Source organism: Sphingomonas sp. Root241 (assembly GCF_001428865.1).
Classification (GTDB): domain Bacteria; phylum Pseudomonadota; class Alphaproteobacteria; order Sphingomonadales; family Sphingomonadaceae; genus Sphingomonas.
Map to the genome: position 1 here is coordinate 1059301 of NZ_LMIV01000001.1, position 12787 is coordinate 1072087.

At 67.2% G+C, this 12787-nt stretch carries 15 protein-coding genes; 5 read left to right on the forward strand and 10 right to left on the reverse strand.

Translation table 11 applies throughout. The features are described 5' to 3' along the window. Positions 1-83: 83 nt before the first annotated feature. Positions 84-1142: a M48 family metallopeptidase gene (locus ASE13_RS05035; RefSeq protein WP_056612265.1), complete on the forward strand. Its 1059-nt coding sequence runs from the start codon at positions 84-86 to the stop codon at positions 1140-1142. 14 nt (positions 1143-1156) lie between these two features. On the opposite strand, the gene wecB is transcribed toward ASE13_RS05035, so the two are convergent. After that, a complete protein-coding gene (gene wecB / locus ASE13_RS05040) occupies positions 1157-2287 on the reverse strand; it encodes a non-hydrolyzing UDP-N-acetylglucosamine 2-epimerase (protein ID WP_056612268.1) in 1131 nt (376 codons plus the stop codon). Between the two features lie 103 nt (positions 2288-2390). On the opposite strand from wecB, the gene galU reads away from it, so the two are divergent. Both galU and ASE13_RS05050 read left to right on the forward strand, forming a co-directional pair. After that, a complete protein-coding gene (galU, locus tag ASE13_RS05045) occupies positions 2391-3254 on the forward strand; it encodes a UTP--glucose-1-phosphate uridylyltransferase GalU (protein WP_056612271.1) in 864 nt (287 codons plus the stop codon). Positions 3255-3289: 35 nt separating this feature from the next. After that, a complete protein-coding gene (locus ASE13_RS05050) occupies positions 3290-3550 on the forward strand; it encodes a hypothetical protein (RefSeq protein ID WP_056612275.1) in 261 nt (86 codons plus the stop codon). A gap of 6 nt (positions 3551-3556) precedes the next feature. Here the strand turns inward: ASE13_RS05050 and ASE13_RS05055 are convergent, their stop codons facing one another. Continuing rightward, positions 3557-4567, reverse strand: coding sequence for an NAD-dependent epimerase/dehydratase family protein (locus ASE13_RS05055; RefSeq protein WP_056612278.1), 1011 nt, complete (start codon positions 4565-4567; stop codon positions 3557-3559). A 162-nt stretch (positions 4568-4729) separates the two neighbouring features. On the opposite strand from ASE13_RS05055, the gene ASE13_RS19735 reads away from it, so the two are divergent. Continuing rightward, on the forward strand, positions 4730-4879 hold the full coding sequence (locus ASE13_RS19735; protein WP_156404739.1) for a hypothetical protein: 150 nt from the start codon (positions 4730-4732) through the stop codon (positions 4877-4879). Here ASE13_RS19735 and ASE13_RS05060 read toward each other — a convergent pair. The 8 genes from ASE13_RS05060 to ASE13_RS05095 form a co-directional block, all read right to left on the reverse strand. Then, positions 4828-5637, reverse strand: a complete 810-nt coding sequence (locus tag ASE13_RS05060; RefSeq protein ID WP_056614726.1) for a HesA/MoeB/ThiF family protein — start codon at positions 5635-5637, stop codon at positions 4828-4830. The genes ASE13_RS19735 and ASE13_RS05060 overlap by 52 nt on opposite strands. Continuing rightward, positions 5634-5996: a hypothetical protein gene (locus ASE13_RS05065; RefSeq protein ID WP_056612283.1), complete on the reverse strand. Its 363-nt coding sequence runs from the start codon at positions 5994-5996 to the stop codon at positions 5634-5636. Before ASE13_RS05065 ends, ASE13_RS05060 begins: the two co-directional genes overlap by 4 nt. Further along, positions 5993-6439 carry a dUTP diphosphatase gene (gene dut / locus ASE13_RS05070; RefSeq protein WP_056612286.1) on the reverse strand — a complete coding sequence of 149 codons (447 nt, stop codon included), beginning with the start codon at positions 6437-6439 and terminating at the stop codon, positions 5993-5995. The genes ASE13_RS05065 and dut overlap by 4 nt, the downstream gene beginning before the upstream one ends. 1 nt (position 6440) lies before the next feature. Next, positions 6441-7235: an alpha/beta hydrolase gene (locus tag ASE13_RS05075; RefSeq protein WP_235536846.1), complete on the reverse strand. Its 795-nt coding sequence runs from the start codon at positions 7233-7235 to the stop codon at positions 6441-6443. Further along, positions 7225-8391, reverse strand: coding sequence for a bifunctional phosphopantothenoylcysteine decarboxylase/phosphopantothenate--cysteine ligase CoaBC (coaBC, locus tag ASE13_RS05080; protein WP_056612290.1), 1167 nt, complete (start codon positions 8389-8391; stop codon positions 7225-7227). The genes ASE13_RS05075 and coaBC overlap by 11 nt, the downstream gene beginning before the upstream one ends. Continuing rightward, positions 8388-9503 carry a hypothetical protein gene (locus ASE13_RS05085; protein ID WP_056612293.1) on the reverse strand — a complete coding sequence of 372 codons (1116 nt, stop codon included), beginning with the start codon at positions 9501-9503 and terminating at the stop codon, positions 8388-8390. The genes coaBC and ASE13_RS05085 overlap by 4 nt, the downstream gene beginning before the upstream one ends. A gap of 86 nt (positions 9504-9589) precedes the next feature. Then, positions 9590-11125 carry a 2-polyprenylphenol 6-hydroxylase gene (gene ubiB, locus ASE13_RS05090; protein ID WP_056612296.1) on the reverse strand — a complete coding sequence of 512 codons (1536 nt, stop codon included), beginning with the start codon at positions 11123-11125 and terminating at the stop codon, positions 9590-9592. An 11-nt stretch (positions 11126-11136) separates the two neighbouring features. Further along, on the reverse strand, positions 11137-11868 hold the full coding sequence (locus ASE13_RS05095; protein WP_056612299.1) for a class I SAM-dependent methyltransferase: 732 nt from the start codon (positions 11866-11868) through the stop codon (positions 11137-11139). 45 nt (positions 11869-11913) lie between these two features. On the opposite strand from ASE13_RS05095, the gene mutM reads away from it, so the two are divergent. Continuing rightward, positions 11914-12723, forward strand: coding sequence for a bifunctional DNA-formamidopyrimidine glycosylase/DNA-(apurinic or apyrimidinic site) lyase (mutM, locus tag ASE13_RS05100; RefSeq protein ID WP_056612302.1), 810 nt, complete (start codon positions 11914-11916; stop codon positions 12721-12723). Positions 12724-12787 lie beyond the last annotated feature (64 nt).

Consider the following 12787-nt stretch of genomic DNA (forward strand, 5'->3'; position numbering starts at 1 on the left):
TGCGGGCAATTCTTACCTCGAGCTGGCGCTGCGGCATGGGCGTATCGCATTGTGATTGCGGAATAGCCGTGGCTAAAGGCCCTATGGCTCGTTCCCTCAACTCCGTCGTCCGCCGCCTCGTCCGGTATTTTTCCTCGGCCGCCTCCAGCCTCGCTCTCCTCGGAGCGGTGTCCGCCGGCGCCGTCATCGAGCAGGATCGAGAGACGTTCGAGGCCGTACGGAAAGCCGATCTCGAACTCGCGACGATCGGTTGGCGCCTTTCCGTCCCCAATGCATCACTGTGCGACCGGCTCGAGCCAGGACTGGGTTTGCAGCTCCATACCCTCGATCAATTCGATTCGGATTCACGTGCTGCCGCCGGAACGTATTTCGGATTCGCCACGCCGGTCGCGGTCGAAGGGGTTGTGGCGGGCAGCCCCGCGGAACGAGGCGGTATCCGCGCGGACGATTCGCTGGTCCGAGTCGGTTCGATCGACATCGCCTCCCTTCCGGGAAAGCCGGGAACCACTCAGCGGCTCGTCGCAACGCAGCTTGCGATAGCGGCTCTGGCACCCGACGCGCCGATCGAGGTCGAGGTGATTCGGGCAGGCGCGCCGATCAAGGTCACCGTCCAGCCCGTTCCGGCCTGCCGTTCGCGTTTCGAGCTGCTGCTGAGCAGCGGCTACAATGCCCGGGCCGACGGGACGATGGTGCAGATCAGCTCGCAATTCCTCGAGGAATATACGCCGGAGCAGGCCGCCGCCGCAGTGGCGCACGAATTCTCGCACAACATATTGCACCACCGCGATCGGCTGGAGGCGCGCGGCGTCGATTTCGGGATGCTTTCCGGATTCGGCACCAATGTGAAATATTTCCGCCAGACCGAGCTCCAGGCTGATCTTCTGTCGGTGTATCTGCTCGCCAATGCTGGCTATTCGCCGCGTGCATCGATCGACTTCTGGAAGCGCTTCGGACCGAGCAAGGCCGGCGGGATCTTCCGCAGCCGCTCGCATCCGCACTGGCGCGATCGCGTCGCGACCCTCGAGGCGGAGATCGCGAAGCTGGAGACGATTTCGGCGCGTCCGATGATCCCGAGCCTGATCGCAGAGCGGAGCCAGCCGCTGAGTGGCGACTGGCAGTCGCTGTTGATCCGCGCGCGCTAGGCGGTATCGGCGGATCAGAGTTCGAGACCTCGCGCGACGATCTCTACAATCCGCTCCGCAGCGTGGCCGTCGCCAAACGGATTGTGGGCGCGTGCCATGGCAGAATAGGCGCGGGGCGCGTCGAGGAGGGTGGAGATTTCGGAAACGATCCGGTCGGGATCGGTGCCGACCAGCTTCGCTGTGCCGGCGGCGACGCCTTCGGGCCGCTCGGTGGTCTCGCGCATCACCAGCACCGGCTTGCCGAGCGCGGGCGCCTCTTCCTGCACCCCGCCCGAATCGCTGAGCACGACCTCAGCCATCCCCAAGGCACGGATGAAGTGCGGGTAATCGAGCGGATCGATGCGGCAGATATTGGGTTGATCGCCCAGCACTCGGTCCATCACCGAGACGACGTTGGGGTTGGGGTGCATCGGAAAGAGCACGGCAGTGTCGGGCCGCGCGGCGATGCGGGAGATCGCACCGGCGATCCCCGCCATGCCGTCGCCGAAATTTTCGCGGCGATGCGTGGTGACAAGGACGAGGCGCTTGCCGGCGAAGCGCTCGGCGATTTTGTCGAGGCCGGCGGCGAGCGACGGATCGGCGGCGATCCGGGCGCGAGTGGTGTGGAGCGCGTCGATCACCGTGTTGCCGGTGACATGGATCGTCGACGGATCCACATTCTCGCGGCGCAGTGCCTCGGCGGCGGTTTCGGTGGGGGCGAAATGCTGGTCGGCGATCGGCGCGACGATGCGGCGGTTTACTTCCTCGGGCCAGGGCTGGTAAATGTCGCCCGAGCGCAGTCCCGCCTCGACATGGCCGACCGGGATCTTGCGATAATATGCGGCGAGCGCACCGACCATCGCCGTGGCAGTGTCGCCCTGAACGAGGACGCGATCGGGCTTTTCGGCGTCGAATACCCTGCCGAGGCCGGTGAGCAGCCGCGCAGTGAGCTCGTCGAGCGACTGGCCCGGCGTCATCACGTCCAAATCCACGTCGGGCACGATTCCGGCGATCGCGAGCACTTGATCGAGCAGGCCGCGATGCTGCGCGGTGACGCAGGTGCGGACGGTGAGCCTGCCCTGCGCCTGAAGCGCCTGGACGACGGGGAAGAGCTTGATCGCTTCGGGGCGCGTGCCGAATACGACGAGGATCTTGGGTGCGGACATGGCGCCTGCTTAGCGCGCGAGGCTCAAGACCGATATAAGCGCGGCGGCATCCGCTTGATCGGCGCTTTGGGAACGGGCAAGGCGCCGCCCAAGGAGAGCCCGAATGATCAAGCCCCTGCGCAAGGCCGTATTCCCCGTCGGGGGCCTTGGCACCCGCTTCCTGCCCGCCACCAAGGCGATGCCGAAGGAGATGCTGCCCATCGTCGACCGGCCGCTGATCCAATATGCAGTAGACGAGGCCATGGAGGCAGGGATCGAGCAGATGATCTTCGTCACCGGCCGCGGCAAGAGCGCGATCGAGGATCATTTCGACATCGCCTTCGAGCTCGAGACGACGATGAGCGGGCGCGGCAAGTCGCTCGAAATACTCGAGGCGACGCGGCTGAAGCCCGGCGCGGTCGCCTATGTCCGCCAGCAGGAGCCGATGGGCTTGGGCCACGCCGTGTGGTGCGCGCGCGACATCGTCGGCGACGAACCCTTCGCGGTGCTGCTCGCCGACGATTTCATGGTCGGCAAGCCCGGCTGCCTCAAGCAGATGGTCGAGGCCTATAACAAGGTCGGCGGCAATCTGATCTGCGCCGAGGAAGTCCCCGACGACCAGACCCATCGCTACGGCATCATCACTCCGGGCAGCCGCGACGGATCGTTGACCGAAGTGAAAGGGCTGGTCGAGAAGCCTGCGCCGGGCAGCGCCCCGTCCAACCTGTCGGTGATCGGCCGCTATATCCTCCAGCCCGAAGTGATGCGGGTGCTAGAGGGGCAGGGGACTGGCGCCGGCGACGAGATCCAGTTGACCGACGCAATGGCGCGGATGATCGGCGATCAGCCGTTCCACGGGCTGACCTTCGACGGCACGCGCTATGACTGCGGCGACAAGGCCGGCTTCATCCAGGCGAACATCGCGGTAGCGCTGGACCGCGCGGATATCGGGCCGGCGGTGCGCGACTTCATCGCGGGGCGCTGCTGAGCGCCTCCTCCGCGAGGTCGGCAATCGAGACGCAAATGGCGAAGAAGAAGCGATACCTCACTGCCACTTTGCCCGACGGCTATGTCAAGACGATCGGGCCGACTGCGGCCCCGTTCACGCATTACTGGCGCATCATCGCGCATCTGGGCGGCGGGCGGACCGAAGTGTTCTGGGGGCACGCCAAATCGCTGCAGGAGGCAACGGGCAAGAAAGCCGCTACCGCCGACGCCGCGAAGCAGCGCGGCTGGGAGCGCTATGATTTCGAGATAGTGGCGCTCACCGAAACCTTGGCGTGACCGAGATCAGGACCCGTAATGCTCCAGATACCAATCGACGAAGCGCGCGACACCGGTCGTGGGCGGAGTCGATGGCGCATAGCCGGTGAGGCGGCGGAGCAATTCCGAAGAGGCCTCGGTGGCGGGGACGTCGCCCTGCTGCATCGGCAGGAAGTTCTTGATCGCTTCCTTGCCCAGCGCCGCCTCGAGCGCGCCGATATAGTCCATCAGGGGGGTGGGCTGGCCATTGCCGATATTGACGGTGCGAAACGGCGCGACGGGGGAGAGGCTGTCTCCCTCGACCGGCTGACGGCCGGGCACCGCGTCGGTGAGTTTGACGATCGATTCGGCGAGATCGTCGATATAGGTGAAATCGCGCACCATGTCGCCGTTGTTGTATACGTCGATCGGTTCGCCCGCGAGGATCGCCTTGGTGAACTTGAACAGCGCCATGTCGGGCCGGCCCCACGGGCCATAGACCGTGAAGAAGCGGAAGAAGGTCATCGGGGTGGCGAAGAGGTGACTGTAGCTGTGGCCCATAAGCTCGGTCGCGCCTTTGGTGGCTGCATAGAGGCTGAGCGGCGTCTGGGTGCGCTGGATCTCCTCGAACGGCATTTGGGTGTTGGCACCATAGACCGAACTGGTCGAAGCGGCGAGCAGATGGCGGACCGGATGGTGCCGCGCGAGCTCGAGCACGTTGTGGGTGCCGATGATGTTCGCGCCGATATAGCTGCGCGGCTCGTCGATCGAATAGCGTACGCCGGCCTGGGCGGCGAGGTGGATCACCGTGTCCGGCTTGAACGCGGTCCAGGCGGCGCCGAACGCGTCATTGTCCTCGATCGACACGCGGGCGAGCGAGAATTCGGCATGGTTGCCGAGGATGTCGGTACGCGCTTCCTTGAGCGCGACGTCGTAATAAGCCGAGAAATTATCGACGCCGAGCACTGTGGCGCCTTGCTGAAGCAGTTTGCTGCAGGTGTGGAAGCCGATGAATCCCGCCGAGCCCGTGACCAGGACTCGTTTGCCGTTGATTGCCATATACTTCTGCCTGTTTGATTGCGCCGATGGGTGAAATGCTTCGCCATGCACGGCGGCTACCAGCGGCTAAGCCGCGGCGTGTCAAGGACGAGGCGCCGGACGGGACTCCCAACATGCTGAACTTTGCGGTAACTTGTCCCCGCGACTCAGGGAGTTAAGGTCGTGAAAGAACCGAAAAGGGAAGAGGATGCCGTCGCGGAACAGCGCACGGTAGAGCAGGAAGTCGGCCCGCCGCAGGAACTGGCGACCGACCCGAAGGCCTATGCGTTCGACGGCTGGGCGATGGTGCCGCTGGAATTCGATCCGGTCTGAGTCCCGGCGCAGGCCGGGCAGCCCGGATCCTTGGGAAGCGTCAGGCTGCGGAAGCGTAGCGACAGCGCGTCCACCAGCAATAGCTTGCCGGCGCTGTCTTCGCCGAAGGATGCGCAGGCGCGGATCGCCTCCAGCGCGGCGAGGCTGCCTATCACGCCCGTGAGCGCGCCGAGCACGCCCTGTTCGGCGCAGGTCGCCTCGGCACGTTCGGGATCGGCACCGACGAAGCAGCGGTAACACGGCTTGTCGGCTTCCCAGCCGCGGAAGGTGCCGAGCTGGCCTTCGAACTCGGCGACCGCGGCGGAGATCAGAGGGATGCGCGCCACGAGTGCGGCATCGGCGACCGCGAGTCGGGTGGCGAAATTGTCGGAACCGTCGAGGATCGCGTTGGGCGCATGTTCGCGCAGCAACGCCGCAGCGTTGTCGGGGGTAATGCGGGTCTCGATTGCGTCGAAGCGGACATCGGGATTGAGCCGGGCGACGGCCATCTTCGCGGCGGCGACCTTAAGCGTGCCGATCTGATCGGTGCCGTAGAGCGTCTGGCGCTGGAGATTGGAGAGCGCGACCGTGTCGTCGTCGATCACGCTGATCCGGCCGACCCCCGCCGCCGCGAGATACTGGATCGCCGGCGAGCCGATGCCGCCGGCGCCGATCAGCAGGACATGACTGGCGAGCAGCCGCATCTGCCCCGCGCCGCCCACTTCGCGCAGCACGATGTGGCGGGCATAACGATCGAGCTGGGCGTCACTGAGGCTCATGGCTTCCATGTAAAGGTCAGGCTGGCGCGATACCATTGCGCGGCCGAATCGGTACGCGGCAGCAGATTGCCGCGCGCGAAACCGGCGACCAATGCGGCGGCATATTGCTCGACCGTGGGGCAGCGGATGGCGCGCGGCACGGCGGTGCGGATGCCGTTGGCCTCGTCGACCAGTACTGCGACTTCGACCGTCAGCGTGCCGGGCCCGGGCAGCGGGCAATTGCGCGAAACGGCCTCGCGCTGGACGAAGGCCTGCATCTCGGCGGTGAGGACCGGCGGCGTCCGCCAGGGCAGCGGAGCGAGCCCTTTCCACTCGATCGCGGTCGTCTGCAGCGCCGCCGCGAGGGCGAGCGCGATCACCGCCCGGTAGAACCGAAGCCGCCGGCGCCTCGCAAGGTCTCGTCGAGCGATGCGACTTCGTCGAGCGTTGTCCGCTGCACCACTGCGGGCACGAGCTGCGCGATCCGCTCCCCGCGTGCGATCGGAAAGGGCGCGCTGCCCAGATTGGCGAGGATCACCTTCACTTCGCCGCGATAGTCGCTGTCGATCGTGCCCGGCGTGTTGAGGCAGGTGATGCCATGCTTGAGCGCAAGGCCCGAGCGCGGACGGACCTGCACCTCATAGCCATCGGGGATCGCCATCGCGAAGCCGGTGGCGACCGCGTGACGCGCGCCCGGCGCGAGGATGAGGTCTTCCGCCGCGACCACGTCCATCCCCGCGGCGCCGTGCGTCGCATAGGCCGGTAGGGGCAGGCCCTCGCCATGGGGCAGGCGCTGGATGGCGATGCGGATCGGGAGCGACATGTCAGCCTTTTCTGGGGAGCGCGGCGGCGATGCGCTCGGCCGCGCTCAATACTTCGGGATCGTCGAGGATCTCATGGCCCTTGCCGGGCAGCACGCGGTAATCGGTGGCGATCCCGCGCAGCGCCAGCGCCTCGGCATAAGCGCGCGAGAATTTGGGCGGTGTGATCGGATCGTCCGCACCGACGACCAAGGCGGCACGCAGGCCGAGCTGGGCGCCGCCGACGGTCTGGAGCGGATCGAGGCTCTGCACCGGCTGGTCGAACGGCGCCGCAGGCAGGCGCGTCTTCATGTACCGGCGCCATTCGGGCAGGCTGCACGGACAGGCGGCGAGCAGCAGCCCGTCGACGAGTTCGGGCCGCGTGCCGGCGAGGTCCGCCGCCATTGCCGCGCCGCCCGAATGGCCGATCAGGACCAGGCGGGCATCGGGATAATGCGCGCGGAGTTTCCGGAGCGAGGCGCTCACTGCGTCGAGCCGGTCGGGCGTGTAATTGTCGCCGGTGGTGAGGCCGCGCTCACCCGGAGAGCGATTGCCCTGCGGGTCCTCATAGCCGGGGCGCAGCAGCGCGACGACGCGGGAGTTCGGGATGTGCGCGGCGAGCGTCTCGGCGAAGGCGTATTGATAGCCGGGTCTGGTGGTGGGAGCGTCGCCGTGGAGGACGACCAGCAAAGTGGCCGGGCGGGCCGCGCCGAAGCTGCGGGCATAGAGCGATTCGTTCGCATCGGCGGTCTGCGGGGCAGTCGAGGTCGTGGTGCAGGCGGCGAGCAGCAAAGGGAGGAGCGCGAGGCTAGAGCGCATCGGCGATCCGCTCCGCGAGCCGGCGCGCGACTTCGGCCTTGGGCAGGCGATCCCAATGTTCGACGCCGGCGGCGGTGACGAGATGGATGGTGTTGGCTTCACCTCCCATGACGTCGCCCGAAACGTCGTTGGCGACAATCCAGTCGGCGCCCTTACGGGTCCTTTTTGCGGTGGCGTGTTCGATCACCCGCTCGGTTTCGGCGGCGAAGCCCACGACGAGCTTCGGGCGATGCGGATCCTGCGCGAGCGACGCGAGGATGTCGGGGTTCTCGGAGAGTGCGAGCGACGGCGGCATCTCGCCCTTCTTGAGCTTCTGCGCGGCCGCTTCGGCGCGCCAGTCACCGACCGCGGCGACCATCACCGCGGCATCGGCGGGGAGGGTCGCCGCAACTGCCTTGGCCATTTCCCGCGCGGTCTCGACATCGATGCGCGTGACGCCCGCCGGGGTGGCGAGGGTGACGGGGCCGGACACCAATGTGACGCGGGCACCGAGTCGGGCGAGCGCCTCGGCAATCGCATAGCCCTGGCGGCCCGAGGAGCGATTGGCGATATAGCGGACCGGGTCGATCGGCTCATGGGTAGGGCCGGCGGTGACGAGGATGTGCTTGCCGGTCAGTCGCTGATTCGCGCCGAACGACTGGATTGCCGCGAAGATCGCCTCGGGCTCGGGGAGGCGGCCCGGGCCGTATTCGCCGCATGCCATCGGGCCTTCGTCGGGCTCGAGTATCGTCACCCCGTCGGTGCGCAGCCGGGCGACGTTGCGGACCGTCGCGGCGTGCTGCCACATGCGGACGTTCATCGCCGGGGCGGCGAGGACGGGCTTGTCGGTGGCGAGGAGCAGGGTCGTGGCGAGATCGTCGGCGAGACCCGCGGCCATCTTGGCGAGCAGATCGGCGGTGGCGGGGGCGACGACCACCAGATCAGCCTCGCGGCTCAGCTGGATATGCCCCATCTCGGTCTCGTCCTTGAGATCCCAGAGAGTGGTGTAAACCTGGTTTTCGGAGAGCGCGGCGAGCGTCATCGGCGTGACGAAATGGCTGCCCCCCTCGGTCAGCACGACCTTCACGCCGATCCCGGCCTTGCGGCACAACCGGACCAGCTCGCAGGCCTTGTAGGCGGCGATGCCGCCTCCGACGATCAGCAAGATGCGCTTCATCGCGCCACCCTTGTCACCGTTATGCGTGGTCTGTCGAGGCTCGGGCGCAACAGATCGCGTAGTCCGTCGGGCACGAAGACGAGGCCGACGAGGAACACCGGAGCCACCATCAATGCCCAGTAGAAGGTGTCGCTGCGCGCGAAGATGCCGATCAGCGCCGCATAGGCGGCGAGCACGACCAGCATGCGCAACGCCAGCGGATCGTTCCACGAGGCCCAGCCGAACAGGCAGAGCCCCACGATCAGCGCCGCCGCCGCCATCGGCACGAGCTGGAGCGCGGTGGCGAGGCTCAGTGCCTTCACGAAGAAACCGAAGCCGAGCAGCCCGCTCCATCCCGGCGAGGCCGGATCGAGCGGACCGGTGACGCCGGATACGGCATAAGCATGCGCGGTGAGCGCGGCCGCGAACAAAGCGAATGCGGCGAGCCAGCCCAGCGCCTCGCGCCGCTCGCCCTCGATCCACGCCAGCACCAGCATGACGATCACGTAGAGCGCCGCCGTCTCGCGGATCAGCATCGCGACGACCCCGAACGCGACTGCGTCGATCCAGCGGCCGGGACGGCGCAGTCCGAGCGAGAGCGCGATCAGCAGCCCCGACCAGACTTCGTGAAAGGCGGCGAGATCGGGCTGGAGGAAGGCGAGCATCGATCCGATCAACAGCAACGCCGCGAAGATGCGCGGCACTGCGCGCGGCAGCGCGGCGCCGAGGCGCATCCCCCAGATCAAGCCGACATAAGCGGCGAGCAGATAAAGCAGAATCGCCGGCCCCCAATCGGGCAAAGCCGCCTGTACCACCGCGAGCGACGGCATCCGGACGGTGAGGAACGGGCGCAGCGGATAGCCGCCGGCGCGCAGCGTATCGGTCGCGACGGTGTAATAATCGCCGCCGCCCTTCACCCCCGCGACGATCTTCTCATACACCATCAGATCGGTCTGGTCGGACTGGCCGGTGCCGGACCCGGGCGAGACGGCCGCGGGATCGGGCACGGTGAGCGCAGTCAGGCAGGCGAGGAACAGCAGCACGAGCACCCCGATCACGATTCGCGAACGCGATTTGCGCAAGCCGGCGAAACGACTAGGGGCGGCGAGCCAGAGAGTGGCGGAACGTGCCATGCTGGCGCGGGACTACACGGACGGTGGAGCCGGTGTCGAGGGGGAGGTGGGGCGAAACCGCCCTCACCCTCGCGGAGCGTGACTCCTTACAGGAACGCTATCCACATCGCAGCCGCGCTCGCCGCCGCGGCCAGCACCGCCACCGCCGCATAGCGCCAGCCGCCGCCGACGCGAACGACTTCGATCTCGCGCAAGGGTGGGGCGGGGGGTGCGCCGCCGGGCGTCGGGTAGCGCAGCTCGATGTTGCGGATGAGCTGGGGGAGGCGGGCGAGTGTGCGCAGATCGGTGATGATCCGGTCGGCGACTGCTGCTTCGGGACCCAATTCGGTGCGGATCCATTCGCGCACGAACGGGGCCGAGGTCTCCCAGAGATTGATCTCGGGATCGAGCCCGCGCGCGACGCCTTCGACCATCACCATCGTCTTCTGGAGGAGGAGGAGGTGCGGCTGGGTCTGCATGTCGAAGTCGCGGGTGATGTTGAACAGCCCGTCGAGCATCGCGCCGACCGACATGTCCTTGACCGGCAGCCCGCGCATGGGCTCGCCTACGGCGCGCAAGGCAGTAGCGAACTCGGCGACATTGTGGTGCGGGGGCACGTAGCCTGCCTCGAAATGGATTTCGGCGACGCGTTTATAATTGCCGGTGATCAGGCCGTAGAGGATTTCGGCAAGCCATACGCGGGCGCGGCGATCGATCCGGCCCATGATCCCGAAATCGATCGCGGCGATGCGGCCGTCGGGGAGCGCGAAGAGATTCCCCTGATGCATGTCGGCGTGGAAGAAGCCTTCCGCGATCGCCTGGCGCAGGAAGGCGCGGATCAGCTTGCCGGCTAGCGCAGTGGTATCGTGCCTGGCCGCGACCAATGCAGCGCGATCCGAGAGCTTGATGCCGTCGAGCCATTCGAGCACGAGCACCTTGCCGGTGGTGCGCTGCCAATCGATCGCGGGAACGTAGAAGTCCGGCTCGGCGGTCATGCCCTCGGCGAGCTCGGAGGCCGAGGCGGCTTCGCGGCGCAGATCGAGCTCGCGCGCGGTCCAGCGCTTGAAGGTCTCGATGATCAGCCGCGGGCGCAGGCGCGCGGCCTCGCCACCCATGCCCTCGACCTGGGCCGCGGCCCATTCATAGGTTTCGATCGCCCTTGCGAACTCGGCCTCGACGCCCGGGCGGAGTACCTTGACCGCGACCTGCGCGCCCTCGGTGGTGACTGCGCGGTGGACCTGCGCGATCGAGGCGGCGCCGACGGGGGTTTCCTCGATCGAGGCGAAGAAGGTCTCAAGCGGGCGGCCGTAGCTCGACTCGATGCGCTGGCGGATCACTGCGAAGGGCAGCGGGGGCAGCGCGTCCTGGAGCCGGAGCAGGTCGTGTGCGGCTTCCTCGCCGACGAGATCGGGGCGCGTGGCGAGCGTCTGGCCGAGCTTGATCGCGGCGGGACCGATCGCCTGGAAGGCGTCGGCGTAGCGGGGTACGTCGGGAATGCGTGCGCCGAAACGGAGAACGCGGACGAAACGCCGGACGGGTCTGGGTGTGTTGGGATCGCGCTCGATCCCGCGCAGCGCGCCGTGACGCGCGAGGATGCGGCCCCATTTAAACAGGCGCCAAAGGTGGATCGGGGGGGCGGTCATGCGATTCTGGATCAAATCTTCCAGCCGCTGTGGATCGCGACCAGCCCCCCGAGCAACGGCTCGATTTTGGTCTGGGTGAAACCCGCGTCGCGGATCATCGCCTCGAATTCGGGCATCGGCGGGAAGCGGCGGATCGATTCGATCAGGTAGCGATACGAGTCCGCATCGCCTGCGAGCAACTGGCCGAGCCGCGGCACGAGATGGTGCGAATAGGCGTCATAGACCTGCGCGAAGCCGGGCCACTGCGTGGTCGAGAATTCGAGCACGTAGAAGCGGCCGCCGCGCTTGAGGACGCGGTGCGCCTCGCGGAGCGCCTTGGGGATGTCGGTGACGTTCCGGATGCCGAAGGCGATCGTATAGGCGTCGAAGAACCTGTCGGGCCATTGCAGTGCCTCAGCATTGGCCTCGCTCCACACCAGCCCGTCGATCTCGCGCTGCGCCGCACGCTCGACGCCTACGCCCAGCATCTCGGGATTGATGTCGGCGACGGTGATCGCCGCGCCCGACGGCGCCATGCGGAAGGCGATGTCGCCGGTGCCGCCGGCCATATCGAGGATGTGCTCGCCGGCGCGGGGCTTTACCCGGCGGACGAACAGGTCCTTCCACAGGCGATGCAAGCCACCCGACATGGCATCGTTCATCAGATCGTATTTCGATGCGACGCTGGAGAAGACCTCGCCGACGCGGGCGGTCTTCTCCTCGGGGGCGATGTCTTCGTAGCCGAAGGAGACGGTGTCGGGCATGGCTGCGCTCTAGCGGGGGGAGGGCAGCGCGGCTAGGGGGTTGGCATGCCAGAGCTTCCCGAAGTCGAGACGACCGTGCGCGGGCTGGAACCCGTGCTGGAAGGCGCGCGGATCGAGCGGGTGACGCTCCGCCGCGGGGATCTCCGCCGGCCCTTCCCGCAGGACCTCGGCCAGCGGCTGACCGGCGCGACCGTCACCGGGCTGGGGCGGCGCGCCAAATACGGACTGATCGACACCGATCGCGGCGACACGCTGGTCTTCCATCTCGGCATGTCGGGCCGGTGGCGGATCGATCCCGAGGAATTGGGCAAGCACGACCATTTCGTGATCGAGACCGCCAAGCATCGGCTGGCGCTCAACGATGCGCGGCGATTCGGATCGGTCGATCTCGTGCCGACCGGGGAGCTGGCCGAATGGCCGGCGTTCAAGGCGCTGGGACCCGAGCCGCTGGAGCCCGGCTTCGACGCGGCGCATCTCGCTGCGGCGTTCAAGGGCCGGATCGCCCCGGTGAAGGCGCTGCTGCTCGACCAGCGTGTGGTCGCGGGGCTGGGCAACATCTATGTGTGCGAGGCGCTGTACCTTGCGCGAATCGCCCCGAGCCGGGCCGCGGGGACGATCAGCAAGGCGCGGCTGGCGAAATTGGTGGAGGCGGTGCGCGAAGTACTGACCGCGGCGATTCGCGCGGGCGGATCGACGCTCCGGGATTATGCGCGGCCCGATGGCGAGCTTGGCTATTTCGCCAAGGAGTGGCGTGTCTATGGCCGCGAAGGCGAGCCCTGCGAATGCGGCGGGCTGGTCGAACGGCGAGTCGATTCGGGGCGATCGACTTTCTGGTGTCCAAGGTGCCAGAAATGACCGGCCGGAAATGATTGACCCGAATCGCCTCAGACGTTAAGGGGCTCGCCTTTCCCGGCGTGGA

Excerpts from the sequence above, each read along its gene's own strand:
- mutM (WP_056612302.1), top strand. The coding sequence starts at position 11,914 with ATGCCAGAGCTTCCCGAAGTCGAGACGACCGTGCGCGGGCTGGAACCC.
- ASE13_RS05050 (WP_056612275.1), top strand. The coding sequence starts at position 3,290 with ATGGCGAAGAAGAAGCGATACCTCACTGCCACTTTGCCCGACGGCTAT.
- ASE13_RS05060 (WP_056614726.1), bottom strand. The coding sequence starts at position 5,637 with ATGAGCCTCAGTGACGCCCAGCTCGATCGTTATGCCCGCCACATCGTG.
- ASE13_RS05035 (WP_056612265.1), top strand. The coding sequence starts at position 84 with ATGGCTCGTTCCCTCAACTCCGTCGTCCGCCGCCTCGTCCGGTATTTT.
- ASE13_RS05095 (WP_056612299.1), bottom strand. The coding sequence starts at position 11,868 with ATGCCCGACACCGTCTCCTTCGGCTACGAAGACATCGCCCCCGAGGAG.
- ASE13_RS05085 (WP_056612293.1), bottom strand. The coding sequence starts at position 9,503 with ATGGCACGTTCCGCCACTCTCTGGCTCGCCGCCCCTAGTCGTTTCGCC.
- dut (WP_056612286.1), bottom strand. The coding sequence starts at position 6,439 with ATGTCGCTCCCGATCCGCATCGCCATCCAGCGCCTGCCCCATGGCGAG.
- galU (WP_056612271.1), top strand. The coding sequence starts at position 2,391 with ATGATCAAGCCCCTGCGCAAGGCCGTATTCCCCGTCGGGGGCCTTGGC.
- ASE13_RS05075 (WP_235536846.1), bottom strand. The coding sequence starts at position 7,235 with ATGCGCTCTAGCCTCGCGCTCCTCCCTTTGCTGCTCGCCGCCTGCACC.
- ASE13_RS05055 (WP_056612278.1), bottom strand. The coding sequence starts at position 4,567 with ATGGCAATCAACGGCAAACGAGTCCTGGTCACGGGCTCGGCGGGATTC.
- coaBC (WP_056612290.1), bottom strand. The coding sequence starts at position 8,391 with ATGAAGCGCATCTTGCTGATCGTCGGAGGCGGCATCGCCGCCTACAAG.
- ubiB (WP_056612296.1), bottom strand. The coding sequence starts at position 11,125 with ATGACCGCCCCCCCGATCCACCTTTGGCGCCTGTTTAAATGGGGCCGC.
- wecB (WP_056612268.1), bottom strand. The coding sequence starts at position 2,287 with ATGTCCGCACCCAAGATCCTCGTCGTATTCGGCACGCGCCCCGAAGCG.